Genomic DNA, 23,637 nt, shown 5'->3' with positions numbered 1-23,637 from the left:
CTTCCGTGAAGAGGGGATCGGCAGGATCCGTGCGTGCCCCATCCGTCGTAGGTGGGGGCGGTGCGCCGCCCCCACCTGACGGGGGTTCAGGATTCCTTGACCCAGACGAGCTTGCGGCCGGTTTCGGCCGGGGCGGTGGGGGTGTAGTCGACGGTGCGGTCGAGGCGGTAGCCGAGGCGGCGGGGGATGGCGGCGGAGGGGTGGTTGGCCTCGTCGCAGCGGATCTCGACGCGGGTGATGCCCGGGAGGGTGAGGGCGGCCTCGGTGAGGGCGGCGGCGGCGTTGGTGGCGATGCGGCGGCCGGCGTGGGCGGCGGAGACCCAGTAGCCGATCTCTAGGGCGCCGGGGCCGATCCGGCCGTGCAGGCCGAAGGCGCCGACCACGCTGCCCGGGTCCTCGTCGAGGCCGGCCAGGTACATGAAGTCGGTGCCGTCCTCCCAGGCGGTGATGCCGGCCAGGGCGAGCTCGCGGGTGTGCGCGGGGGTGGGGGCCGAGACGGCCCACTCCATCCAGGGGCGCAGGTGGTCGAGGTTGGCCACGGTGGCCTCGTTGAGACGGTCCGAGTCCGCGAGGGTGCGGCGGCGCAGGTGGACGCCGTCGGGGAGGGCGATCAGCTCCGGCGGGCGGCCGGAGGTGAGGGGGGAGGTGGTGGGGGCGGCTTCGTGGGTGGTCTCGCTCATGCGCGGATTATGCCTTCCCTTTACCGCCCCCGACCAGGGGGTTTCTCGCTGAACGGACTCCGTTCTCAGGATTCCGGACGGACTGTCAGAGTCGGACCAGGACCTCGTCGAGTGCCTTGCGGTGGAGGTCGGGCACCCGGGCCCCTTCGGCCGGGTAGCCGACCGGGATGACGTAGGCGGCGCGCTCCTCCTGAGGGCGGTCGCAGACCTCGTTGAGGAACTTCATCGGGCTCGGGGTGTGGGTCAGGGTGGCCAGCCCGGCCTGGTGGAGGGCGGCGAGCAGGAAGCCGACGGCGATCCCGACCGACTCCTTGGTGTAGTAGGGCCGGGGCGAGTCGGGGCCCTTGTGGACCTCGAAGACCACGATCACGGCCGGGGCGTCCTCCAGGAAGGGCTTGTTCCAGTCGGTGCCGATCGGGGCCAGCGCGGCGAGCCACTCCTCGGAGGCGCGGTGGTCGTAGAACTCGCGCTCCTCGGCCTCGGCGGCCTCGCGCAGGCGCCGCTTGCGCTCGGGGTCGGTGATCACGACGAACCGCCAGGGCTGGACGTGCGCGCCGCTGGGCGCGGTGGAGGCGGTGCGGACGGCCCAGTCGATCACCTCCTCGGGGATCGGCCGGGTCGAGTAGTCGCGGACGGTGCGGCGCTGGTCCATCACGTCGTGGAAGGCCTCGGCGCGGCCGGCCGCCTCGTGGGCGGGCACGGTCATGGGGTGGAGCGGCACGGTGGGGTGGGTGGCCGCCGGTACGGTGCTGTCAACCATGGCGCACAGCACAGCACATGACGGGGTGTCGGGGGAAGGTCTGGACCACAGTGGTTCAGTCGCTGCGGTTCAGTCGGTGCGGCCGGTGCCCTGGCTGGGGCGGGCCCGGACGTGCATCCGTTCGCCCTGGGAGCCGAACAGACTGAGGAACTCCACCGGCCGCTCGCCCGCGTTGGCGAAGGCGTGCGGGGTGCGGGTGTCGAACTCGGCGGCCTCGCCCGCCTTCAGGACGAGGTCGTGCTCGCCGAGGTGCAGCCGGAGCCGGCCGGAGAGCACGTAGAGCCACTCGTAGCCCTCGTGGGTGCCCTGCTCGACCGGGGTCCCGGGAGGCGTGTGGTCCGGTGGGATGACCATCTTGTAGGCGTGCATCCCGCCCAGATTCCTGGTCAGCGGGATGAAGGTGCGGCCGTGCCGGGTGAACGGGCGGGCGTGGATCCGCGGGTCGCCGGTGGCGGGGGCGCCGACCAGCTCGTCCAGCGGCACCCCGTACGCCTGGGCCAGTGGCAGCAGCAGCTCCAGGGTGGGCTTGCGCTGGCCGGACTCCAGGCGGGAGAGGGTGCTCACCGAGATCCCGGTGGTCTCGCCGAGCTGGCTCAGGGTCAGGTCGCGGGCCTGGCGCAGCGCCCGCAGGCGCGGGCCCACGGCGGTCAGCACGGGTTCGAAGTCCATCCTCCCATTTGCTGCTTCGGCAAGGTTCTTTGTCAATCGCGCGGGCCCGGGTGCAGGCTCGGTGACGTGGGACGGGCCTTGGCGGCCCGACGGTCCTTCGGAACGAGAGCGAGAGCAGCGGACATGGGCAACCACGGACACCGGCACGGCGGCGACGGACACGGGCAGGGCAGGGCGGTGGTGGAGGAGTTCTGGGACGGCCGCTACAGCCAGAGCGAGCGGATCTGGAGCGGGAACCCGAATCCGACCCTGGTCCGCGAGGCGGACGGGCTGGCGCCCGGCCGGGCGCTGGACCTGGGGTGCGGGGAGGGCGCGGACGCGCTCTGGCTGGCCCGCCGCGGGTGGACGGTGACCGCGACGGACGTGTCCAAGGTGGCGCTGGAGCGGGCCGTCGCGCACGCGGCCGAGGCCGGGGAGGAGGTCGCGGCCCGGATCGACTGGCAGCGGCACGACTTCGGGGTGTCGTTCCCGTCCGGTGAGTACGAGCTGGTCTCCGCGCACTTCCTGCACTCGCCCGACGACGTCGAGCTGGACCGCGACGGCATCCTGCGCTCGGCCGCCAAGGCGGTGGCCGTGGGCGGCACGCTGCTGATCGTCGGCCACTACGGTCACCCCTCCTGGGCACCCGACGCGCACCCGGGAATGGTTTTCCCGACCACTGACGAGGTGCTCGGATCCCTCCAACTCCCGGACGGTGCGTGGGTGGTGGAGCGCAACCAGCTGGAGCACCGCGACTTCCCGTCCCCGGACGGCACCCCGGGCACCCGCACGGACAACCTGCTGCGCCTGCGCCGCGTCCGTTAGCCGACGGCCGACGTTCAGCCGGCGGCGCGGCGGCGTGTGATCAGGTTGCCGATGACGACATAGACGACGGCCGGGATGCCGTAGTCGAGCAGGGTCTGCCCGGTGTGGTCGGAGACGGTGAACAGGCCCCGGGACCAGGTGGCCAGCCAGTCGGCGGCGTGGTGGAACCAGTTGACCACCGTGTTGCCGGCGTTGGCGCCGAGGAGGTCCAGCAGGATCCAGATGACCAGGACGGCGGCGCAGGCGTGCGCCACCACGGAGACGATCGAGGTTGTCTGTCTCATGGACAGCGCTTTGCCCGGCCCGGGAATCCCAAACCCCTTACTTCCTGGGGGAGTTAGCGGATGGGGGAGCCCGGGCCGGGCAAGGCGGCGTCGTGGGTCAGAGTTCCGTGACGCGCCCGTCGGCGACCTGGAGGCGGCGGTTGACCGTGACGGCGTCGAGCATCCGGCGGTCGTGGGTGACCAGCAGCAGGGTGCCGGTGTAGGAGGCGAGGGCCGCCTCCAGCTGCTCGATCGCGGGGAGGTCCAGGTGGTTGGTGGGCTCGTCCAGGACCAGGAGGTTGACGCCCCGGCCCTGGAGCAGGGCGAGGGCGGCGCGGGTCCGTTCGCCGGGTGAGAGGGTGTCGGCCGGGCGCAGGACGTGGGCCGCCTTGAGGCCGAACTTGGCCAGCAGGGTGCGGACGTCCTCCGGGTTGGCGTCCGGAGCGGCGGCCTGGAAGGCGTCCAGCAGCGGCTCGTCGCCGAAGAACAGGCCACGCGCCTGGTCCACCTCGCCGACCAGCACGCCGGAGCCCAACACCGCGCTGCCTTCGGTGAGTTCGAGCCGTCCGAGCAGGGCCGCCAGCAGGGTGGACTTGCCCGCGCCGTTGGCGCCGGTGATGGCGACCCGGTCCGCCCAGTCGATCTGGAGGTCGACCGGGCCGAAGGAGAACTCGCCGCGCGAGACCTTGGCGCCGCGCAGGGTGGCCACCACCGAGCCGGAGCGCGGGGCGGAGGCGATCTCCATCCGCAGCTCCCACTCCTTGCGGGGCTCGTCGACCACCTCCAAACGGTCGATCATGCGCTGGGTCTGGCGGGCCTTGGCGGCCTGCTTCTCGGTGGACTCGGTGCGCATCGCGCGCCCGATCTTGTCGTTGTCGTTCGACTTCCGGCGGGCGTTGCGGACGCCGTTCTCCATCCAGCCGCGCTGCATCCGGGCCCGGGCCTCCAGCCCGGCCTTGGTGTCGGAGTACTCCTCGAACTCCTCGCGGGCGTGCCGGCGGGCCACCGCCCGCTCCTCCAGGTAGGCCTCGTAGCCGCCGCCGAAGTGGTTGACCTGCTGCTGGGCGAGGTCCAGCTCCAGGATCCGGGTCACGGTGCGGGCGAGGAACTCGCGGTCGTGGCTGATCACCACGGTGCCGGCCCGCAGGCCCTTGACGAAGTTCTCCAGCCGCTCCAGGCCGTCCAGGTCCAGGTCGTTGGTGGGCTCGTCGAGCAGGAAGACGTCGTAGCGGGAGAGCAGCAGCGAGGCCAGGCCGGCCCGGGCGGCCTGGCCGCCGGAGAGCGCGGTCATCGGCAGGTCGAGGCTGACCGTGAGGCCGAGCGAGCCGGCCACCTCCTCGGCCCGCTCCTCCAGGTCCGCGCCGCCCAGGTCCAGCCAGCGGTCCAGGCTGGTGGCGTAGGCGTCGTCGGAGCCGGGGCGGCCCTCGACCAGGCCCTCGGTGGCCTCGTCCAGCGCGGCCTGGGCGGCGGCCACGCCGGTGCGGCGGGCCAGGAAGTCGCGGACCGACTCGCCCTCCCGGCGCTCCGGCTCCTGCGGGAGGTGGCCGACGTTGGCGGTGGGCGGGCTCAGCTTGAGCGAGCCGCCCTCCGGGGTGGTCAGCCCGGCCAGCAGTGTGAGCAGGGTCGACTTGCCCGCACCGTTGACCCCGACCAGCCCGATCACGTCGCCCGGGGCGACGACCAGGTCCAGGCCGGAGAAGAGGATGCGGTCGCCGTGGCCGGCGCTCAGGTCCTTGACTACGAGAGTGGCACTCATGATGCGGCCGATTTTACGGGGCCCGGCGGCGGCCTCCGAATAATCCGTTGCGGCCCCCGCCGGGCCGCCCCTACCGTGGTCGACGGCTCGCAAGCAATCCCAAGACTGGAGAAGGCCGTTGCACTACTGAGGTCCTGAGACACCGTTCCCGCCGTGATGACGTGATGACATCACCTCCGGCGGTGCGCGTGCGCGACCTCAGCGGAGTGCTGTGCCCTCCCTGCCGTGTGCCCGTATCGGTGTCTCCCGTGTGCCCATCCACCACGGCGACCACCGGGAGGCCAACCATGGCGCAACCCACCACCGTTTCCATCCGCTGCACCGACCTCTCCTTCGAGTGGCCCGACGGCCGCAGCGTGCTGCACGACTTCCAGCTCGTGGTCGGCCCCGGCCGCACCGGGCTGATCGGCCTGAACGGGGCTGGCAAGTCCACCCTGCTGAAGCTGCTCGCGGGCGAGCTCGCCCCGACCGCCGGCTCCGTCCGGATCGGTGGCGAACTCGGCTACCTGCCACAGGACTTGACCCTGGACACCACCCAGCGGGTGGACCAGGCCCTGGGCATCAGGCAGACCCGCGAGGCGCTGCACGCGATCGAGGCGGGCTCCGTCGAGGAGCGCCACTTCACCGCCGTCGGCGACGACTGGGACGTCGAGGAGCGCGCCCACGCGACCCTCGCCGGGCTCGGCCTCGGCCGGCTCGACCTGGACCGCACCGTCGGCGGGCTCTCCGGCGGCGAGGCGGTGCTGCTGCACCTGGCCGCGCTGCTGCTCCGCCGCCCGGACGTGCTGCTGCTCGACGAACCCACCAACAACCTCGACCGGCGCGCCCGTTCACTGCTGTACCAGGCGGTGGAGCACTGGCACGGGGTGCTGGTGGTGGTCAGCCACGACCGCGAGCTGCTGCGGTACGTGGACCAGATCGCCGACCTGCGGGACGGCTCGGTCAGCTGGTACGGCGGCAACTTCGCCGACTACGAGCGGACGGTGGCCGCCCAGCAGGAGACCGCGGAGCGGCTGGTGCGGGTGGCCGAGGCCGACGTCCAGCGGCAGAAACGGGACCTGATCGAGGCCCGGACCAGGCTGGACCACAGTGCCAGCTACGGGCGGAAGAAGAGCTTCGAGCGGAACGACCCGAAGATCATCCGAGGGGCGCTCAAGCGCAAGGCCGAGGTGACCGCAGGCCGGGTGACCGGCCTGCACACCGAGAAGCTGGCCGAGGCCAAGGAGCGGCTGACGGTGGCCGAGGAGGCCGTCCGGGACGACGCCGAGATCAGGATCGACCTGCCCCGCACGGCCGTCCCGGCCGGGCGGACGGTGCTCAGCCTGGACCGGGTGCGGCTCGGCCGCGGGCCGGCCGGGCCGGTCTCGCTGGAGCTGCGCGGCCCCGAGCGGATCGCCCTGCTCGGGGCCAACGGGGCCGGCAAGTCCACCCTGCTGCGCACCATCGCGGGTGAAGTCCCGTTCGTGGAGGGCCTGTTGGACACGCCGGTGCCGGTCCGTCACCTGCCGCAGCGGCTCGACCTGCTGGACGACTCGCTCTCGGTGGTGGCCAACGTCAAGGCCTTCGCCCCGGGGGCGGGGGACAACGCCGTCCGGGCCCGGCTGGCCCGGTTCCGGTTCCGCGGCGCCCGGGCCGAGCAGCCGGCCGGGACGCTCTCCGGCGGCGAGCGCTTCCGGGCCACCCTGGCCGCCCTGCTGCTGGCCGACCCGCCGCCGCAGCTGCTGCTGCTCGACGAGCCGACCAACAACCTCGACCTGGCGAGCGTGCGTCAGCTCACCCAGGCGCTCTCGGGGTACCAGGGGGCGCTCGTGGTCGCCGGCCACGACGTGCCGTTCCTGCGCGGACTCGGCGTCACCCGCTGGCTGGAGCTGGACGAGCGGGGGCTGCGCACCGTCGACCCGGTGTGACCGAAGGGTAGCCACCGAAGGGGTACCGGAGGCCTGTCGGCCGCCGGTACCCCTTCGGTACCATCGGGGCCATGCCTGCGCTCAACATCGAGTACACGGAGCACGAACTCGCCGCCATCCGCGAGGCGGCGGCCGCCGACGGCAAGAGCGTAAAGGCGTACGTGCACGACCTGAGCGTCCGGGAGCAGCAGCGCCGGGTCTTCGTGAACCGCGCGGTGGAGCTCTGGAACGAGCACGTCGAGGAGTTCGACGAGGCCTTCCCAGAGGACGCCCCGGCCTCGACCTCGGGGAGCCCGGTGGCGTGAGGACCGTACTGCTCGTCGACATCCGCTGGCTGCTCGACGTCCAGGAGCAGGCCTACCCCGAGGACCTGACGGTCAGTGACTACTCGGCGCTCCAGGCCGCGGTGGCCCGCCACCGGGTCAACACCGCCCAGCTCGGCCACGACCCCGACCCGGCCTGGCGGGCGGCCGCCCTGATGCACACCATCGTGCAGCTGCGCCCGCTGCCGGTGCGCAACAACCTCTACGCCTGCATCACCACCGCCGCCTACATGCACGCCGCCGAGGAGGGCATCGACCCGCCCTACGGCGCCCTGGTCGAACTCGCCCGCGACGTCGCCGAATCCCGCGCCGACATCTTCGCCGCGGCCGACCGGATCAGGTCCTGGCGGATCTGACCCGGCCGGCCGACAGCCCTTAGACGGGGACGACCGTGACGTCGTCGCACCAGGCGTAGCCGGTGCCGCTGCGGGCGTAGCAGTAGATCCGGGCGCTGGTGGCGGACGGGCCGGTGGTGAAGGTGGTGGTGCCCTGGGTGTAGGTGGTGCCGGTGAAGGCGGCGCGGGTGGTGGAGCCGGCGGGGTCGTACTGCTTGACGCCGAGGGAGAGTTCGGTGCCGGCCGCGGAGACCTTGCCCCAGCCGGAGAGGCGGTAGGTGGTGTTCGGGGCCAGGGTGACGACCTGTTCGGCGGCGGCCTGGGCCGGGCCGACCCGGACGGCGCGGGCGCCGGTGCGGGCGTTCGCGGTGTCGAGGGTGACGCCGCCGTAGGACGTCCAGGGGGAGAGGATGGCGTCCTCGAAGCCGGGGTTGCGGACGGCGTTGACCGGCGTGGGCGGGGTACAGGCGGAGTCGTCGAAGGCGGAGAGCTGGGCGAAGCCCCGGTCCGGGCGGCAGACGGTGGGGACGGCGGTGCCGAAGTAGTCCCGCCCGCCGTTGTCGGCGATCGGCGAACCGGTGCGCAGGGCCGGGGAGTTGGCGGTCAGCCGGTAGTCCCCGGGGGCGGTGCCGCCGGGGTTGGCGAAGAGCGGGTCGGCGGTGGACTTCTCCGGGTCGGCGGGCTCGTTGGCCGGGTGGTTGCCGTGGAAGGTGTTGGCCTGCCAGGTGTAGTCGGCGGCGGTGTAGTTGGTGAAGCCGCCGGTGCCGAGGTTCTGGAAGACGTTGTCCGTCAGCCGGGTGAGGGTCGACCCGGAGCCGTCCTGGATGATCGCGGCGGTCGAACCGGCCGGCAGGTAGGCGGTGTTCTGGTGGATCCGGGCGTTCTTCTCGCCCACCGCGTAGAGCCAGCGGCTGCGGTCGTCCACGCTCAGGTTGTACCGGACCACGGTGCCGGTGGAGCTGGAGCCCGCTCCGCAGGCGCCGCAGAAGAGCAGGAAGCCGCCCTCGTTGTGGTGGCTGTAGTTGTACTGGAAGAGGGCGTCGTTGTTGCCGTAGTCGGAGTCGAAGGCCATCCCGTCGTTGTTGTCGGCGAGCCGGCGGACGTGGTGCACCTCGTTGAACTGGATGGTGGTGGCGTCGGAGTTGATCGTCCAGATGCCCGCGTTGGAGCCCATCGGGCGCATCGCGATGTCGTAGGCGAGGTTGTGCTCGACCAGCGCGTGGTCGGCGGCGCGGACCACGATGCCGTCGCCGCCGGTGTCGCTGATGGTGTTGCCGCGGAAGACGATCCGGGTGGAGGCCCGCCAGTTGACGGTGGTGCCGCAGCCGTCGCCGGTGCCGTAGGAGGGGCGGCACATCCAGGTCGAACGGTTGGTCAGGCCCTCGCGGTCGACCCGGGAGATCCGGGAGTTCCGCACCAGCACGTCGTCGAAGTTGGTGGGCGTGGTCAGGCCGGAGACCCGGAACTGGATGCCGTTGGACCACTTGGTGGCGTCGCCGTTGACGTCGTGGACGTAGAGGTCGTCGGCCAGGTAGTGGGTGCCGACGCCGTCGGGCAGGTCGGCGATCTCCACCAGCAGGCCGTTGCGCTCGCGCTTGGTGGCGGAGGTGTCGGGGAAGGTGATCTCCAGCTCGCGCAGCTCCCACTGCTCGACGTTGTAGAGGTGGACGGCGGCCTTCTCGGCCGACGCCGCGTCACCCTGGACCACCGGGCGGGAGGTGGAGGTGCCGTAGCCGGCCAGCGTGACGGGGGAGCCGGGCGCGCCGGAGCCCTGGGGCCTGAGGGTGCCCAGGCAGGTGGCGCCGCGCTTGAGGAGGAGCTGGTCGCCCGGGCCGAACAGGTGGGCGTTGGCGGCGGCCAGGTTGTTCCAGGGGCTGGCGGCGGTGCCGGTACCGTTGGTGGCCGCGGAGCAGTCGAGGTAGTGGACGCCCGCGGCGGCCTCGGCCGCCGGAGCGGGGAGGACGGCGGCGGTGACCGCGAGGAGGGTGAGGGCTATGCGAGGCAGGAGCATGAGTGGGGTTGACTCCTTGAGCGGTGAACGGATCACTGCAGACCGTTAGATCAAACGGCGATCGAATGATACAAAGTGATCAGGCGGTCGCGACAGACCCGTGCACCCGCAGACCGCAGAGCGCTGTCCACAGAGCGCTGCCCGCAGACCTGGAGAAGGAAGCCCATGACCATCTCGGCCGACGAACGGCGGACCCGCATCACCGAGGCGGTCCGCGAGCTCGGCACGGTCCGGGTGGCGGACCTGGCCACCCGGCTCGGCATCCCAGCCGTGACCGTCCGCCGCGACGTCGCCGCCCTCGCCGAGAGCGGCCGCCTCAACCGCTCGCACGGCTCCGTCTCGCTCGCCGCCGCCGACCCGGCCGCGCCCGTCCCCGCCGGGGAGCGGGTGATCGGCATGCTGGTGCCCACCGTCGGCTCCTACTTCGACGAGGTGATCGCCGGCGCCCGGGCCGCCGCCGCGACGGCCGGTGCCCGGCTGGTGCTCGGCATCGCCCCCTACGAGGCCCGCGACGACCAGGAGCAGGCCGCCCGCCTGCTCGACTCCGGCGTGGACGGCCTGCTGCTCACCCCCAACTGGCAGCCCGGCGGCCGGGCCGAGGACTCCGCCTGGCTCGGCGACCTCCCGGTCCCCGCCGTCCTGGTCGAACGCCGCGCGGCCCCCGAGAGCCCCGGTGCCGAACTCGACTCGGTGGTCTCCGACCACCGCCACGGCGCCCTGCTGGCGCTGCGTCACCTCGCCGCCCTCGGCCACAGCTCCGTCCTGCTGGCCGCCCGCGAGGACACCTGGACCGCCCACCAGGTCCGCACCGGCTACACCGAGGGCGCCGAGCTGCTCGGCCTCACCACCCACCCGGTGATCGACCTGCACCGCCCCGGCGGTGGCCCCGCCGACCCGGCCCTGGTCGCCGAGAAGATCGCCGCCGCCGCCCGCAAGGGCACCCGCGCGGTGCTGGTCCACAACGACCAGGACGCCATCCAACTCCCGCCCGTACTCCGCTCGCTGGGCCTGGACGTGCCCGGCGACGTCGCCCTGATCTCCTACGACGACGTCTTCGCCGCCCTGGCCGCGCCCCCGCTCACCGCCGTCGCCCCGCCCAAGCAGGCGGTCGGCGCCACCGCCCTCTCGCTGCTGCTCCGACGGCTGGGCGGGGAGCCGGAACTCCCCGCCCACCACATCGAGTTGCTGCCCAGCCTGAAGGTGCGCACCTCCTGCGGCGGGGCGGCCTGACCTCGCGTCAGCGGCGCGTCAGCAGTACTTGAACGAGCTGATCCTGTCGTTGATCCAGCCCGGCAGGTACGGCCACTGCTCGTGCGGGCCGATCTTGAACTCGGCGCCGCCGTAGTTGTTGTGTTCGTAGAAGCAGATGCTGCTCCCGGTCTTGTTGACGACCGAGGAGGTGACGTCCTGCATGCCCTTGTCGCCGGCCTCGCCGCGGCCCAGCTTGCCCATGTCGCTGACGTTCTGGTTCGAGCCGAACGCGCTGTACTTGGACTCCAGGGCGAAGTGGTGCGCGATGAAGTTGGCCTCCGGCCAGAGGCAGACGTAGCCGCTGGGGCAGGAGCCCTCGCCGTGGCTGATGTCGTAGACGCTCGCGGCGTTGGCGGAGGTGGAGAGGGTGAGGACCAGTCCGGCCGTCAGGGCGGCGGACAGTCCGAACTTGGTGAGCCTGGTCTTCGAGAACACGGTGTACCTCTTCTACGGGTCAGGGGGGATGTGGATGGTCAGCAGTACTTGAAGGAGCTGATCCTGTCGTTGATCCAGCCCGGCACCGAGGCCCACTTCTCCCGGGGCCCGATCCTGAACTCGGCGCCGCCGTAGTTGTTGTGCTCGTAGAAGCAGATGCTGCTCCCGGTGTTGTTCACCACCGAGGAGGCCTCGTCCTGCATCCCCTTCCAGCGGAAGAGCTTGCTCTCGAAGACGATCTTCCCCAGGTCCGGGGTGTTCTGGTTCGAGCCCACGGACCCGTAGTCGGTGCCGCCCTTGGGGTTGCCCCGGACGAAGTCGTTGTCGCTCCACAGGCAGACCCAGTTGGCCGGGCAGCTGCCGGAGCCGCTGTTGATCTCCTTGAGCACGTCGGCGTTGGCCGGTACCACCGAGGCGACCAGCGCCCCGGTCAGGGCGGCGGCTCCCAGGGCGAGCCGTACGGCGGTGGTGCGAAGCTTCACGGTGAACTCCTCTGCGGTCACTGTCCGGTGCTGCCCCGGGATCCGTTCTCCCGGGCGCAGCTCCACAGTGCCGCCGGAGCCGTACGGGCGGCCTCAGTCATCTGACGGTCCGTCAGGGTACGGAGGATTGGCTGACGGACCGCCGCCGGCGCCCGGCCTCAGCCACGCTTGCGTACGTTGCGGGCCATCCGGATCCAGGTGTGGCGGCGGCCGCGGATCGCCACCGAGTAGTCGTACATGAACTCCGGGTCCATCGCGCCGGACACGAAGGCGTCCCCGAAGTGGTGCGCGTCCACGCCGATCTCCTTTGCGTTCAGAGCGAGTTGGGGCACCAGGTTGCGGTGCGAACCCTCCTGGCTGGTGCCGATGGTGCCCATCGCGATGGCCCCGGCCGCGTGGATGCGCCGCACCGCCTCGGCGGCGACCTCCCGGGTGACGCCCGGGACGGTGCCGGGCAGCGGGACCAGCACGCCGTCCGCCCCGGCCTCGGCCACCGCCGCCATGCCCGCCGCGTCCAGCGGCTCGCTGCGCCCGGCCAGGTGCATCTTGCCGGACCAGATCGCGGCGTCCTCGCCGAGCGCGGACCTCAACTGCTCACTGGTGCGGGCGATGTCGGCCAGGCCGGCCCCGGTGGCCGGGTTGGCCGTGACGCAGAGCATCGCGGCGCCCTGGTCGACCAGACGGCGGGCGTTCTCCACGGTCGCCTTGCGGCCCTCGGGCACGGTGCCCGGCTCCAGATTGACGCCGATCGGCCGGCCGACGAAGTCCGAGAGCTCGGCCAGCGTGGCGAACTCGCCGAGCACCGGCAGCCGCCAGCGCTCGCCGTCGAAGACGGTCTCCACCAGGTTGAGGATGACGAGGTCGGCCCCGAAGGCGGCGGCGATCTCGATGTTGGAGACCCCGCCGGTCTCGTGGGCGCCCGCCAGCATCGCGGTGTTCGGCCAGACCTCGCCGACCATCGTGCGGCCCTCGCTCTCCGCGACGGCGGTGGTCAGGGCGCGGCCGCGCAGGGCGGTCAGCTGGGCGCCGTCGAGGTCCAGGATGCGGGTCATGGGAGGGTCCTTCCGTTCGAGGGGCACGGGGCCCCGGCGTGGTGTCTCCCCCCTCCGGACACCTTCAGGTATACCAGAGCGATACCAGATGAAATCCGGACCAAAGTCCCGGCCGAAGTCCCGACCGTCCGGCTTCCCGAGAGGACCTCCGGTGCCCGCCGATTCCGTTCTCAGCCCCGTCGTGGCGGAGGGCGGCCAGCCGCCGTACGTCCTCGCCCAGCAGGCGATCCAACACGCCGTCGCCACCGGCGCGTTCGGCCCCGGCCGCCGGCTGCCCTCCGAGCGCCACCTCTGCGAGCAGCTCGGGATCAGCCGCTCCACCCTGCGCCGCACCCTCAAGGCCCTGGAGGAGCAGGGCCTGGTGGAGTCCTCCGAGCGGCGCGGCTGGCGGGTGCGGCAGATCGGCCACAGCCACGTGCCGGAGGCCTCCGGCCTGCTCGGCTTCGCCGACTTCAACCGCTCCCTGGGCCGGGTGGTCACCGCCCGGGTGCTCGGCTCCCGGACCAGGCCGGCCGGCTCCGAGGAGGCCGAACGGCTCGAAGTCCCCACCGGGGCAACGCTGTTCGAGCTGCGGCGGCTGCGCCTGCTGGACGGGCTGCCGATCTGCGTCTCCCACGACCTGGTCCCGCTCGCGGTGGCCCCCGAGCTGCCCGCCGCCGACTTCACCACCGCCTCGGTCTTCGCCGGCCTGACCGCCGCCGGCCACGCCCCGGTCTCCGCCCGCTACACCGCCCGGGCCGCCCTCGCCGACGCCGGGAACCGCCGCCTGCTCGAACTCCGCGGCCCCTCGGCCGTGTTGACCACCGAACGGCTGTCGCTGGACGCCGCCGGCCGGCCGTGCGCCGACAGCCACGAGACCTACCGGGCCGACCGCTACGAGCTGCGCCTCACCCTCGGACCGAGCGGCGCCTGACTGCTGGTCAGAGCTTGAGGCGGCCGAGGGTGAGCCCGCCGCTGGCCCGTTTGAAGAGGTACTCGGCCCGCTCGTAGGAGAGCCGGGCCCGGCCGGTGTCCGGGCAGAGGTCGGCGGTGGGCAGCCGGGCCGGGCCCGGGCGGCGGTCGGTCAGGAAGAGCGGGCCCCGGGTGCGGCCGGCCAGCAGTCCGGGGAGCAGCCGGGCAGTGCCGGAGCGCCAGCCGATGCCGTTGCGGGCGCGGCGGTCCTCCAGGTCCAGGTCCTCGACGTTCAGGGCCAGCACGGCCTTCACCCCGGCGCCGGACTCGCTGAGCAGCCGCCACAGCACGTGCTCGCGGACCGTCGGCCCGGGCAGCGCGCAGAGCGTGTCCAGCCGGGCCGGGCCGACCGCCTCGGCTCCCCGGGGCCCCGGCTCGGCCCGGCGTTCCAGCTCCACCGCCAACTCCTCGGCGAGCCCGGGCAGTCCGGCCCAGAGGGCGAAGGAGCGGACCGCCGCGCGGTGCCGGTTCCAGGTGCGCGCGGCCGCGGCGCCCCAGGCGGTGGTGAACACCCCGGCCACCTGAGCGGCCGTCAGCCCGTCCAGCGGGCGGCCCTCCCCGAGCGCCAGGCAGAGCCGTCGCATGGTCTGCCCGTAGGAGCGGACGGTCGAGGCGTCCAGCTCGGGGCGGGCCAGGAAGGCCCGGGTGGCCGGGCCGAGGGTAGGGCCGGCGGGCCCGGCGGAGTGCTCGGGCAGGGCGTCGGCGCGGGCCAGCAGGAAGGCGCGTTCGGCGGCGTTGCGGGTGAGCTCGGCCGCCCGGCGGAACTCCAGCCGTGCCTCGGCCGGCCGGTGCAGCCGGGCGAGCAGATCGCCCCGGACGCTCGCCAGCAGGTGGTAGTCACGCAGCGCGGGCTCGGTGGTCAGCTCGTCGACGAGGTCGAGCCCGGCCTGTGGACCGCGGGCCATGCCGACCGCCACCGCCCGGTTCAGCCGGACCACCGGCGTCGGCAGCAGCCGGGCCAGCGCCCCGTACAGGGCGGCGATCTGCGCCCAGTCGGTGGCCTCGGCGGTCGGCGCCTGGGCATGGCAGACCGCGATCGCCGCCTGGAGCACGTACGGGCCGGGCGGGCCGCCCAGCTCGCGGGCCCGGAGCATCGCGGTGAAGCCGCGGCGGATCAGCAACTGGTCCCAGCGGCCCCGGTTCTGCTCGTGCAGCAGCACCGGTTCGCCGGACGGTCCGGTGCGGGCGGCCGAGCGCGAGGCCTGGACCTCCATCAGCGCCACCAGCCCGTGCACCTCGGCCTCGCGCGGCGCCAGCACCGCCAGCAACCGGCCCAGCCGGAGCGCCTCCTGGCAGAGACCGGGGCGCATCAGGTCGTCGCCGGAAGTGGCCGAGTACCCCTCGTTGAAGATCAGGTAGACGACCTCCAGCACGGAGGCCAGCCGCCCCGCGAGTTCCTCCCCCTCCGGCAGCTCGAAGGAGACCTGACGCTCGGCCAGGGTCCGTTTGGCGGCGGTGATCCGGCGGGTGATCTCCGGGGCGGTGGACAGGAAGGCACGGGCGATCTCGGCGGCGGTGAGGCCGCCGAGCAGCCGGAGTGTCAGGGCGGCCCGCTGCGCGGCGGGCAGCACGGGGTGGCAGGAGACCAGCATCAGCCGGAGCAGGTCCTCCGGGTCGTCGCCGTCCGGCCGGTGGTCCTGGTCCTGGTGCCGGGCCTGGAGCTGCTCCTGCGTCAACTCGTGGGCCAGCTGGCCCTGTCGGCGCTCGTGCAGCTGGGACCGGCGGATGTGGTCCACCGCCCGGCGCTTGGCGATGGCGGTCAGCCAGGCACCCGGGTTGTCCGGCACGCCGGTGCGCGGCCACTGCTCCAGCGCCGCCACCAGGGCGTCCTGGGCCAACTCCTCGGCCAGCCCGACATCGCGGACCATCCGGACCAGACCGGCGACGATCCTCGCCGACTCCATCTTCCAGACCGCGTCGACCGTCCGGCGGGTATCCAGCACGGTCCTCATCCCACCACACCGGCCCCGGCACGCGGGACGCGCACCGGGGCCGGCTGACCGAGTCCGACTGACGGCGGACTGACGGCGGATCAGCCGGTGAACACCTGCTGGAGGCGGCTCTGGCCGTCACCGACGATCCGTCGGAAGCGGCGGGCCAGCTCGACCGCCTCCTCCTGCGAGCGGACCTCGACCAGGGCGAAGCCGGCCACCGCCTCCTTGGCCTCGGCGAACGGGCCGTCGGTCACGGTGATCTCCTCGCCCGCGGAAGAGACCAGGATCGACGCCGGGTCCAGCCCTCCGGTGGCCAGCAGGACACCGGAGGCGGTCAGCTCCTCGATGAACGCGCCCATCTCGGCGAAGAGCTTCTCGTCGGGGGTGGAGCCGTTGGCATTGGTGGTCATCAGGTAGCGCATGGGGTTCCTCCGGGGTGCTGGTGCTTGTCCTTCCACCGGTACGTCGAACGGGGCGATGTGACAGGGAATGCGATCCGTTCCCTGTCACATCGCCCGGACGACGTGTCAGCGAGGAACCGCTCACCACCCCGGAAGGACACACCCGCCATGACCACCGCCACCTTCACCGCCCCCACCGCCCGGACCTCCGCCGGTACCCGCACGCTGCTCGCCCTCGGTGCTGCCGCCACGCCGGTCTGGACGGTGGTGGCGGCGGCCCAGGCCCTCACCAGGGAGGGCTTCTCCCTCCTCCGGCACCCGCTCAGCATCCTGAGCAACGGCCCGCTGGGCTGGGTGCAGATCACCAACTTCCTGGTCGTCGGTCTGCTGATGACCGCCGGTGCGGCCGGGCTGCGCCGGGTGATGCGGGGTCAGAGCGGTGGTACCTGGGTGCCCCGGCTGGTCCGCCTCGGCGGCCTCGGCATGATGGCGGCCGGCGTCTTCGTGATGGACCCGGCCGACGGTTTCCCGGTCGGCACCCCGGCCGGAGCACCCACCGCGCTGAGCTGGCACGGCTACGCGCACATGGCCGCCGGCTCGGTCACCTTCCTCTCCTTCATCGCCGCCTGCTACCTCCTGGCCCGCCACTACCGCCTGGCCGGCGACCGCGCCTCGGCCGTCCTCTCCCGCACCGCCGGCACCACCCTGCTGCTCGGCAACGGCTGGGCGATGACCGGCGGTACGGCCGGCTCGCTGACCCTGGCGGTCGGCGTGGTGACCGCGATGGCCTGGATCTCCCTGGTCTCCGCCCGTCTGCGCCGCACCGCCTGACCTGCCGTCAGCACCCTCCGGCCCGGCCCCCGCGACAACTTGGGTGCCGGGCCGGTGGCGTTCGGCGATACTCCCGGGATGGCCCTGACCCAGCAGCTCGCGCGCGTGAGCACCGAGTACCTCGACGGCTGCCGCCGCGCGGCGGCGGCCTCGGCCGACGGCGATCCCGAGTGGAACCCGCCGGTCGGGGACACGGTCGATCTCGACTGGGCCGTCTGGGGGTTGGTCACCTACGTGCGGTGGGCCGAGGGGGAGTCGGAGCTGCTCCGTACGCTGGAGCGCGGCATCGAGGGTGACGGCCCGGCGGAGATCCCGTACCTGGACCACTTGGAGGTCTACGACCGCTTCGGCGATCCGCCCTCCCTGCTCTCACCGGCGGCGGTCGCCGAACTCGCGGCAGGCCTTGGGGCGGTGGAGGTCGACGCACTGTTCGCCCGGTTCCCGAAGGAGCGCGAACTGGCGGACGAGGTGTGCGGGTTGGGGTCGAGTGGCGGCCACCCGCAAGAGTGGATCGCCGGGCACTTCGCGGCCCTGCGGGAGTTCTACCGGGGCGCCGCCGAGCGGGGGTTGGCCGTGGTGGTCTGGGTGGACTGAGCTCAGGGCGGGTCAGCGTCGGTGGCGGAGTGGACCGGTGGTGCGGTCCCGATCCGCCCCGACGCCGCATCCGTCAACTCGTGGCGGACTGCCGCGAGATCGGTGGTCCGGGACGGCTCAGTGGCGGGGTGCCGTGCTCCGCGCCGACATGGCGAGGGCGACTACCCAGCCGATCAGTGACCACCCGAGGAAGATGTTGATCACGATCACCGACCCCCGGTTCGGGATGGCCCGCGCCAAGGCGACGACCGTCGGCAGGAAGTACAGCAGTGCGATGATCAAGATGACGCCGACACTCATGATTTCCCCCTGAAATACCGTGGGCCGAAGGGCCCTTGGCATCCTTGTACGCCGCCCGATGGCCGCTGTCCAGACCGCACCGGCCCACGGACGTGCGTGGACGACTCGGCCTCGGCGTGGGCACGGTGACTGTTCGTCGAGTACCCCGTGGCCAGGGGGCGCACGACCGTTCTCCGGGCCGTGCGCTGATGCGCCGTCACCCGTGTGGGTGTCGCATCCGGCGAAACTGGCAGACGGTGACAGGGTCGGCCGCAGAATCGGCCGGATGGATGACGTCCCCGACTGCCCGCCGTCTCCCCTCCCGCTCCCGCCTCCGCCGCCCTGCCCACCACCGCCAGGGGCGCCGCGGCACTGGCCGCCGCACTGGCTGTGGTCCTGCCACGCGCCTTCACCGACGCCCACCCCGACGCCCGGCCCGACGGTTTCGCCGGCCCCGACCACGGCCCCGACTCCGACACCCACCCCGATGCCTTCGCCGACCGCGAAGGCCACGCCCACGGCGGTGGTGGCGGTCCCGACGGTCGCGCCCAAGGCGGCAGCTCCCCGGCCGTCCGCCGTCCGCCCCACCCCCACCTCCACCCCGTCACAGCCGGAGCAGCCACCCCCGCCGCCGAGCCCGAACCCGAGCCCGACCCTGACACTCCCGTCGCCGTCCGGGACCCAGGCCGTCGTCCTGGCGGCGCCCCCGGCCCCGCCCGTACTGCCGCCGTCCGCAGGGGAGTTGGACCCGATGGTGTGGTCCACCGTGCTGCTGCTGGTGGTCCTCCTGCCGTCCGCCGTGGCGGCCCTGCTGCAACCCGTCCTGCGCAATCACCGGAGCCGATCGTGAACCTGCTCTCCCTGCTCGGCGCCCTCGCCGCCGTCACCGTCGCGATGATCGGCCTGGCCGTCGGGCACCGCTTCCGCCCGGTGTGGGCCGAGGGCGAGCCCGAGCCGGAGCCGCACTCCGTGCTGCTGACCATCGGTTCCGGCATCCTCTCCGGCTTCGTGCTGCTCACCGGCTTCCTGGTGGCCACCGGCTGGGCCGCCCGCACCACCCACGTGCTGCCGCCGCTCGGGCTGTACGCGGCCGACGTCTGCGCGGGCGTCGCGGTGCTGCTCTACCCGGCACTCGCGGGGCTGCCGGTGACGCCCCGTCACGTCACCGCCGTCGCCTTCTTCAGCGCCCTGGTCGGCTACACCCTCACGGCGGCGTTCCAACTCCGCCCGTGACTGCGGCCGGGGCTACCGTCGCCTTGAGCCGGAGCAGACGGTAGGTACCAGCCCGTTCCACGGTCTGCCCCTCCGGACGGCACCCCTTGCCCCCGCGTCCGGGCCGGCCCGTCCCGGAGCGCCGCCGACCGCCATCGGACGGTGGCACCGCCCGGTTCGGGGCCGCGCGGTGGTTCCGTGCGTCCGCCGCCTCACCGGTGGTGACATGCGCGGATTGCCCGCCCGGTGGCGGTCGCGATGTCCGGGGAGGCAGCAGTCGGTGGGCCTGCGGGCAGGGTTGCCCCGGGGAGGTTGACGCCTGGTCAGGTGCCACGGAGGCTGGGTGCAGCCCGTCTGCCGGGCTTCGTCGCCCGGCCCCGTGCCGACGTCCCCCCAGAACCCCTGTCGGTCCCGGCCCGGCCACTGCTCGGCCGGGCCGGGCCGGGCGACGCTTCTCCTCTTTCCAGGCCCCCGGCTGACCTCGCGTCACCCCGTGCGCAGGCTCGTACTCGCGCACCGATCCTGGAACCGGCGTAGGTCTGATCCGCCGCCGGGGACCCTGGTGCCACGGTTCCGGCCGGAGGGTCCTTAAGCTGCGGGTATGCCGAGCAGAATGAGCCTTGCCGAGATCACGCCCGGGAACCTCGACGCCGCGATCGCCGTCCGCGTGCACCCGGAGCAGGAGCACGTGGTCTCGTCGGTGGTGAAGTCGCTCGCCGAGGCGTACGTCCACCCCGGCGTGGCCTGGCCGCGGCTCATCATGGACGGCGAGCGCGCGGTCGGCTTCCTGATGGCCTTCCTGGACATCGACTGGTTCGGCGACGGCAGCGGCGACGTCCGCTCGGGGCTGTGGCGGCTGAACATCTCCGCCGACTCCCAGGGGCGGGGGTACGGGCGCTTCGCCGTGCGAGAGGTGGCGGCCGAGATCCGCCGTCGCGGCGGCCGCCGGCTCTTCGTCACCTGGCACCAGGGCCCGGCCAGTCCGGAGAGGTTCTACCTGGGCCTCGGCTTCCGCCCGACCGGCGAGCTGAGCGACGGCGAGATCGTCGGGGTACTGGAGCTGATCTGACCAGGGGATGTCGACTCCACGGGCCGGACCGTGGCAGGCTCCTGATGCATGATCGACAAGTACGCGAAGGACACCCTGCACGGGCGGCTGCGGCGGGACCGCGAGGCGCTGCTCTGGAAGCTCGACGGCCTGTCGGACTACGACGCCCGCCGACCGCTGACGGCGACCGGGACCAACCTCCTCGGCCTGGTCAAGCACGTCGCCACCGTCGAGGCCAGGTACTTCGGTGAGGTCTTCGGCCGACCGTCCCCGGAACCGCTGCCCCGGTGGCAGGACTCCGACGGCAGTGACCTGTGGGCGGCCGCGGACGAGACCCGCGAACAGATCACCGACTTCTACCGGCGCACCTGGGACCACGCGGACGCGACGATCGAAGGGCTTCCGCTGGACGCCCCCGGTCACGTGCCGTGGTGGCCGGAGCCCCATGCCGACACCAACCTGTTCGCCGTCCTGGTCCACGTCCTCGGCGAGTCCGTCCGGCACGCCGGGCACGCCGACATCCTGCGCGAGGGCCTCGACGGCCGGACCGGGCTGCGCCCCGAGCACGAGCGGCCGGCGGACGGGGAGGCCCGTGCGGCCCACTGGGCGAAGCTCGAGCGGCTGGCCAGGTCGGCCGCGCCGTGAGTCTGACGCCCCGTCGTACGGGTGTGACCGGAGCTCAGGAGCTGTCGCCACCGCCGTCGCCACCAGTGTTCGGGGCGTCGCGGCGGCGGTCGGCATTGCCGAAGGCGTGGGCGGCGGCAGCAAGGGCGTGGGTGGCGGCGGCGAAGCCCCGGGTCCAGCGGGGGCCGCCGCGGTCGGCCCAGAGGGTGCAGACGCAGCCGAAGGCGACGAATGCCAGGAGGGCGACGAGCAGTAGACCGATCATGTTCTCTACCCCGTGGCGGTCGGTGACGTGAGGGGGATCATCGCACGTCGGGGGCGGTGTGGGGAGCCCCGGAGGGGTGAACTGCCCTTGCGGGCAGCCAGGGGCTGTCTCTTCGGTGGGGCCGGGCGGCCGCACCGAGGGGGCAGCCCCTACCGCGGCCGGGGGCGACCGAGCAGCGGGGCGAAGGGGGCGGCGCTGGGGTGCCAGGGGGCCTCGTACTCCCAGGAGACCCAGGCGGTCGGGGGGAGGAGGGAGAGGCAGGCGGTGAGGGGGAGGATGCCGGTGCCGAGGGGGAGGGGGGTGAGGTCCTCGGGGGAGGCGATGTCCTTGACCTGGGTGTAGCCGAGCCAGGGGGCGAGGGCGGTGTGGGACTCGGCGGGGGTCTCACCGGCCAGGTGAGTGTGCATCAGGTCCCAGAGGCCGCCGACGGCGGGGGAGTCGGCGGCGGCGGCGAGGCGGGCGACGGCGCGGGCGGAGCGGTGGGTGTCGTGGGTCTCGACCAGGACGCGGACGCCTAGGGCGGTGGCGGTCGGGGCGATGGCGGTCAGGCGGCGGACGGCGGTGGCGTCGGTGCCCCGGGGGAAGACCCGGACGTACGGGGCGCCGAGGTCGGCGGCCAGCCGGAGGTGGGCGGTGAGGTCGGCGAGGACGGGGTGGTCCTCGCCCGGTTCGGCGATGCCGAGGTAGGAGCAGACGGCGAGGGGGAGGACCCCGGCGGTGGTGAACTGCCGTGCGAGGGCGACGCGTTCGGTGGTGCTGAGGCCTAGGTGGACCGGTTCGCCGGGGGTGCAGCGCAGTTCGACGCCGTCCCAGCCGTGGTCGGTGGCCAGGCGGAGGACCTCGGGGAGCGGGAGGCCGGGCAGTCCGAGGGTGGAGAAGGCCCAGTTCACGGCCGTACCTCCACGGTGGTGTCGCCGAGCGTGGCCGTGGTGGAGGAGCCGTCGGGCCAGCGGACGTGGAACGTGGTGCCGGTGACCGTGACGGAGGGGGCGGGGCCGTCGGGGGCCGTGCCGCTGAGGCGGGCCGTGCAGACGAAGAGTCCGTCGGTGACCGTGCCGGTGAGGGCGGGGAGGGTGGCGTCCGGCCCGTAGGCGGTGCCCTCGGGGAGGTGGTGGACGGTCAGGTCGCGGTAGCCGTGCACCGGTTGGAGTGAGGAGTGCAGCCGGGGCGTGGTGATCGCCCAGCCGGTCTGGCGGGCCGGAGTGCCCGGGGCGGCGCCGGTGACCAGGTGGGCGCGGACCTCGTCGGGGCCGTGGGCCAGGGTGAGCGAGGTGGTGCGGATGCCTTCGGCCGGGGTGGAGTGGGAGGCGGCCCAGCCGGGCCCGGCGCCGATCGGGGTGATCCGGCCGCGGTCGGTGGGGGTGCCGTCGAGGGTCAACGCGAAGTGGTTGTCCGGGAGTTCGGCGGAGAAGGTGGGCCCGGTGGCGGTGGAGTGGGCGCAGCGGGCGTACAGCGGGTCGTCGGGCAGCGGGTCGCCGGTGGCCGGCTGGTCGTCGCTGCCGTGGTTGTGCACCCGCACCAGCCCGTCGGTGGCGGTGGACTGCACCAGCCATCCGGGGGCGGCCAACGGGCGGACGGCGTCGGCCAGTTCGGCAGGGGCGGGCTGCTCGGTGGCGGTCCAGACGGGGTGGCCGGCGGGGAGGAGCAAGCCGAGGAAGCCCTTGCTCGACCAGTACGGCGAGGCCGGGCCGGAGTAGGGCTGGACCATCGGCGGGTGGGCGCCGTACCAGCCGAGGGTGAGCAGGCCCCGGGGGTCGGTGGCGCCCCGGTCGAGGAAGTGGCGCAGGGTGCCGGAGGCGAGCCGGCGGGTGGTGCCGGGGGCGAGCGGGGTGTGGCCGGTGAGGGCGCCGAGCCAGAGCGGGGCGGCCGCGGCGTGACGGTAGATCAGCGATCGGCCCTGGTGGAGCGGGGCGCCGTCGCCGCCGAAGGTGCGGGCGTAGCCGTCCAGGTGGGCGGCGAGGCGGGCGCCGTGGCGGGCGAGCAGGCCGGTGTCGCCGGCCAGGTGCGCGTGCAGCACCGGGTAGAGGTGGAGGGCCCAGCCGTTGTAGTGGTCGACGGCGCGCGGGCGGCCGTCGGTGTACCAGCCCTGGCCGAGGTACCAGCCGTCCAGCTTGGCCAGGCCCCGGTCGACGGCCCCCCGGCAGGAGGCGGCGTCGGTGCCCGCCTCCTCCAGTAGACCGGGGTCGGCGGTGTCGAGCTCGGCGAGGAAGCCGGCCACGGTGAGCGGGAAGAGGTGCCAGTTGTTGTCCACCGGTTCGCGGTGGAGGGCGGCGGCCAGCCAGCGGACGGCGCGGCGCCGGACGGGCCGGTCCAGTTGCTCCCAGAGCCAGGGGCGGGTGAGGCGCAGGGCGAGGGCGATGGAGGCGGCCTCCACCATCGGCTGGCCCCGGTCGGTGATCTCGGGCCAGGCCTCGTCCGCCGCCGGGTCGGTGCCGGTGGCCAGGCCGGCGGCGTAGCGCTCCAGCAGGCCGGCCGGGTCCTCGCCCCGGGCGCCGGCGGTGCGGAAGGCGGCGAGCAGGAAGGTGCGGGCGTAGCCCTCCAGCCCGTCCGAGGCGGGGCCGGACCAGCTGGGGCGGGCCCCGGGCAGGTCGATCCGGGCCAGGCCGGGGGAGGCGTACGGGCGGACGGCGGCCAGCATCCCGTCGGCGGCGGCCTCCCAGTGGGCCCTGGTCCAGCCGGTGTGCGGGCTGAGGACGCGGTCCTCGTCAGGCAGAGAGAAGGGAGCGGGCATGGGGCGTCCTCCGTCCGGGGCTTACCGGGCCGAATCTAG

Annotated in this window: 27 protein-coding genes; 12 read left to right on the top strand and 15 right to left on the bottom strand. The window is 73.4% G+C overall.

Annotation, left to right across the window (positions count from 1 at the left end; all coding sequences use genetic code 11):
- Window positions 1-86 precede the first annotated feature (86 nt).
- From ACZ6ZR_RS07610 to ACZ6ZR_RS07600, 3 genes are all read right to left on the bottom strand, one after another.
- Window positions 87-680: a GNAT family N-acetyltransferase gene (locus ACZ6ZR_RS07610; protein ID WP_465640395.1), complete on the bottom strand. Its 594-nt coding sequence runs from the start codon at window positions 678-680 to the stop codon at window positions 87-89.
- An 85-nt stretch (window positions 681-765) separates the two neighbouring features.
- The gene (locus ACZ6ZR_RS07605) at window positions 766-1,440 is read right to left on the bottom strand and encodes a nitroreductase family protein (protein WP_465640393.1); all 675 of its coding nucleotides are present in this window, start codon (window positions 1,438-1,440) and stop codon (window positions 766-768) included.
- Window positions 1,441-1,509: 69 nt separating this feature from the next.
- The gene (locus ACZ6ZR_RS07600) at window positions 1,510-2,109 is read right to left on the bottom strand and encodes a helix-turn-helix domain-containing protein (protein ID WP_465640391.1); all 600 of its coding nucleotides are present in this window, start codon (window positions 2,107-2,109) and stop codon (window positions 1,510-1,512) included.
- Between the two features lie 123 nt (window positions 2,110-2,232).
- Here ACZ6ZR_RS07600 and ACZ6ZR_RS07595 point away from each other — a divergent pair, with 123 nt between their 5' ends.
- Window positions 2,233-2,913 (top strand): class I SAM-dependent methyltransferase, encoded by a 681-nt coding sequence (locus ACZ6ZR_RS07595; RefSeq protein WP_465640390.1) that lies wholly within the window; start codon window positions 2,233-2,235, stop codon window positions 2,911-2,913.
- A gap of 14 nt (window positions 2,914-2,927) precedes the next feature.
- Here the strand turns inward: ACZ6ZR_RS07595 and ACZ6ZR_RS07590 are convergent, their stop codons facing one another.
- Both ACZ6ZR_RS07590 and ACZ6ZR_RS07585 read right to left on the bottom strand, forming a co-directional pair.
- Window positions 2,928-3,197, bottom strand: coding sequence for a hypothetical protein (locus ACZ6ZR_RS07590; protein ID WP_465640388.1), 270 nt, complete (start codon window positions 3,195-3,197; stop codon window positions 2,928-2,930).
- A 97-nt stretch (window positions 3,198-3,294) separates the two neighbouring features.
- Window positions 3,295-4,932, bottom strand: coding sequence for an ABC-F family ATP-binding cassette domain-containing protein (locus ACZ6ZR_RS07585; protein WP_465640386.1), 1,638 nt, complete (start codon window positions 4,930-4,932; stop codon window positions 3,295-3,297).
- Window positions 4,933-5,219: 287 nt separating this feature from the next.
- Between ACZ6ZR_RS07585 and ACZ6ZR_RS07580 the strand changes: the two genes are divergently transcribed.
- From ACZ6ZR_RS07580 to ACZ6ZR_RS07570, 3 genes are all read left to right on the top strand, one after another.
- Window positions 5,220-6,839 (top strand): ATP-binding cassette domain-containing protein, encoded by a 1,620-nt coding sequence (locus ACZ6ZR_RS07580; protein ID WP_465640385.1) that lies wholly within the window; start codon window positions 5,220-5,222, stop codon window positions 6,837-6,839.
- 71 nt (window positions 6,840-6,910) lie between these two features.
- Window positions 6,911-7,144 carry a hypothetical protein gene (locus ACZ6ZR_RS07575; protein ID WP_465640383.1) on the top strand — a complete coding sequence of 78 codons (234 nt, stop codon included), beginning with the start codon at window positions 6,911-6,913 and terminating at the stop codon, window positions 7,142-7,144.
- A complete protein-coding gene (locus tag ACZ6ZR_RS07570) occupies window positions 7,141-7,518 on the top strand; it encodes a toxin Doc (protein WP_465640382.1) in 378 nt (125 codons plus the stop codon). Before ACZ6ZR_RS07575 ends, ACZ6ZR_RS07570 begins: the two co-directional genes overlap by 4 nt.
- Before the next feature lie 19 nt (window positions 7,519-7,537).
- On the opposite strand, the gene ACZ6ZR_RS07565 is transcribed toward ACZ6ZR_RS07570, so the two are convergent.
- On the bottom strand, window positions 7,538-9,508 hold the full coding sequence (locus tag ACZ6ZR_RS07565; RefSeq protein ID WP_465640380.1) for a carbohydrate binding domain-containing protein: 1,971 nt from the start codon (window positions 9,506-9,508) through the stop codon (window positions 7,538-7,540).
- A gap of 165 nt (window positions 9,509-9,673) precedes the next feature.
- Here ACZ6ZR_RS07565 and ACZ6ZR_RS07560 point away from each other — a divergent pair, with 165 nt between their 5' ends.
- Entirely contained in the window at window positions 9,674-10,738 is a 1,065-nt protein-coding gene (locus ACZ6ZR_RS07560; RefSeq protein ID WP_465640378.1) for a substrate-binding domain-containing protein, read from the top strand.
- An 18-nt stretch (window positions 10,739-10,756) separates the two neighbouring features.
- Here the strand turns inward: ACZ6ZR_RS07560 and ACZ6ZR_RS07555 are convergent, their stop codons facing one another.
- The 3 genes from ACZ6ZR_RS07555 to ACZ6ZR_RS07545 form a co-directional block, all read right to left on the bottom strand.
- The gene (locus ACZ6ZR_RS07555; RefSeq protein WP_465640376.1) at window positions 10,757-11,194 is read right to left on the bottom strand and encodes a peptidase inhibitor family I36 protein; all 438 of its coding nucleotides are present in this window, start codon (window positions 11,192-11,194) and stop codon (window positions 10,757-10,759) included.
- A gap of 38 nt (window positions 11,195-11,232) precedes the next feature.
- The gene (locus ACZ6ZR_RS07550) at window positions 11,233-11,676 is read right to left on the bottom strand and encodes a peptidase inhibitor family I36 protein (protein WP_465640374.1); all 444 of its coding nucleotides are present in this window, start codon (window positions 11,674-11,676) and stop codon (window positions 11,233-11,235) included.
- Window positions 11,677-11,834: 158 nt separating this feature from the next.
- On the bottom strand, window positions 11,835-12,728 hold the full coding sequence (locus tag ACZ6ZR_RS07545; protein ID WP_465640372.1) for a DUF7916 family protein: 894 nt from the start codon (window positions 12,726-12,728) through the stop codon (window positions 11,835-11,837).
- Window positions 12,729-12,879: 151 nt separating this feature from the next.
- Here ACZ6ZR_RS07545 and ACZ6ZR_RS07540 point away from each other — a divergent pair, with 151 nt between their 5' ends.
- Window positions 12,880-13,641: a GntR family transcriptional regulator gene (locus ACZ6ZR_RS07540; protein WP_465640370.1), complete on the top strand. Its 762-nt coding sequence runs from the start codon at window positions 12,880-12,882 to the stop codon at window positions 13,639-13,641.
- Window positions 13,642-13,648: 7 nt separating this feature from the next.
- On the opposite strand, the gene ACZ6ZR_RS07535 is transcribed toward ACZ6ZR_RS07540, so the two are convergent.
- Both ACZ6ZR_RS07535 and ACZ6ZR_RS07530 read right to left on the bottom strand, forming a co-directional pair.
- Entirely contained in the window at window positions 13,649-15,631 is a 1,983-nt protein-coding gene (locus tag ACZ6ZR_RS07535) for a sigma-70 family RNA polymerase sigma factor (protein ID WP_465640369.1), read from the bottom strand.
- Between the two features lie 80 nt (window positions 15,632-15,711).
- On the bottom strand, window positions 15,712-16,035 hold the full coding sequence (locus tag ACZ6ZR_RS07530; RefSeq protein WP_465640368.1) for a YciI family protein: 324 nt from the start codon (window positions 16,033-16,035) through the stop codon (window positions 15,712-15,714).
- A 147-nt stretch (window positions 16,036-16,182) separates the two neighbouring features.
- On the opposite strand from ACZ6ZR_RS07530, the gene ACZ6ZR_RS07525 reads away from it, so the two are divergent.
- Window positions 16,183-16,845: a DUF998 domain-containing protein gene (locus ACZ6ZR_RS07525; protein WP_465640366.1), complete on the top strand. Its 663-nt coding sequence runs from the start codon at window positions 16,183-16,185 to the stop codon at window positions 16,843-16,845.
- 78 nt (window positions 16,846-16,923) lie between these two features.
- Window positions 16,924-17,439 carry a DUF1877 family protein gene (locus ACZ6ZR_RS07520; protein WP_465640365.1) on the top strand — a complete coding sequence of 172 codons (516 nt, stop codon included), beginning with the start codon at window positions 16,924-16,926 and terminating at the stop codon, window positions 17,437-17,439.
- Window positions 17,440-17,556: 117 nt separating this feature from the next.
- Here ACZ6ZR_RS07520 and ACZ6ZR_RS07515 read toward each other — a convergent pair whose 3' ends face one another.
- A complete protein-coding gene (locus ACZ6ZR_RS07515) occupies window positions 17,557-17,739 on the bottom strand; it encodes a superinfection immunity protein (protein WP_465640363.1) in 183 nt (60 codons plus the stop codon).
- 466 nt (window positions 17,740-18,205) lie between these two features.
- On the opposite strand from ACZ6ZR_RS07515, the gene ACZ6ZR_RS07510 reads away from it, so the two are divergent.
- The 4 genes from ACZ6ZR_RS07510 to ACZ6ZR_RS07495 all read left to right on the top strand — a co-directional run bounded on the left by ACZ6ZR_RS07510 (window position 18,206) and on the right by ACZ6ZR_RS07495 (window position 20,623).
- Entirely contained in the window at window positions 18,206-18,568 is a 363-nt protein-coding gene (locus ACZ6ZR_RS07510; protein ID WP_465640362.1) for a hypothetical protein, read from the top strand.
- Window positions 18,565-18,951, top strand: a complete 387-nt coding sequence (locus ACZ6ZR_RS07505; RefSeq protein ID WP_465640360.1) for a hypothetical protein — start codon at window positions 18,565-18,567, stop codon at window positions 18,949-18,951. The genes ACZ6ZR_RS07510 and ACZ6ZR_RS07505 overlap by 4 nt, the downstream gene beginning before the upstream one ends.
- Before the next feature lie 592 nt (window positions 18,952-19,543).
- The gene (locus tag ACZ6ZR_RS07500; RefSeq protein ID WP_465640358.1) at window positions 19,544-19,999 is read left to right on the top strand and encodes a GNAT family N-acetyltransferase; all 456 of its coding nucleotides are present in this window, start codon (window positions 19,544-19,546) and stop codon (window positions 19,997-19,999) included.
- A gap of 48 nt (window positions 20,000-20,047) precedes the next feature.
- A complete protein-coding gene (locus ACZ6ZR_RS07495) occupies window positions 20,048-20,623 on the top strand; it encodes a DinB family protein (protein WP_465640356.1) in 576 nt (191 codons plus the stop codon).
- A 34-nt stretch (window positions 20,624-20,657) separates the two neighbouring features.
- Here the strand turns inward: ACZ6ZR_RS07495 and ACZ6ZR_RS07490 are convergent, their stop codons facing one another.
- From ACZ6ZR_RS07490 to ACZ6ZR_RS07480, 3 genes are all read right to left on the bottom strand, one after another.
- Window positions 20,658-20,867, bottom strand: a complete 210-nt coding sequence (locus ACZ6ZR_RS07490; protein ID WP_465640355.1) for a hypothetical protein — start codon at window positions 20,865-20,867, stop codon at window positions 20,658-20,660.
- Window positions 20,868-21,016: 149 nt separating this feature from the next.
- The gene (locus ACZ6ZR_RS07485; RefSeq protein WP_465640353.1) at window positions 21,017-21,757 is read right to left on the bottom strand and encodes a sugar phosphate isomerase/epimerase family protein; all 741 of its coding nucleotides are present in this window, start codon (window positions 21,755-21,757) and stop codon (window positions 21,017-21,019) included.
- Complete coding sequence (locus tag ACZ6ZR_RS07480) at window positions 21,754-23,598, bottom strand: DUF2264 domain-containing protein (protein WP_465640351.1); 1,845 nt, start codon at window positions 23,596-23,598, stop codon at window positions 21,754-21,756. The genes ACZ6ZR_RS07485 and ACZ6ZR_RS07480 overlap by 4 nt, the downstream gene beginning before the upstream one ends.
- Between the last annotated feature and the right edge of the window lie 39 nt (window positions 23,599-23,637).

It is taken from the genome of Kitasatospora sp. NPDC088742, from assembly GCF_055584905.1.
The sequence above is the reverse complement of the archived record's forward strand: the minus strand, read 5'-3'. Positions and strand labels throughout refer to the sequence as shown.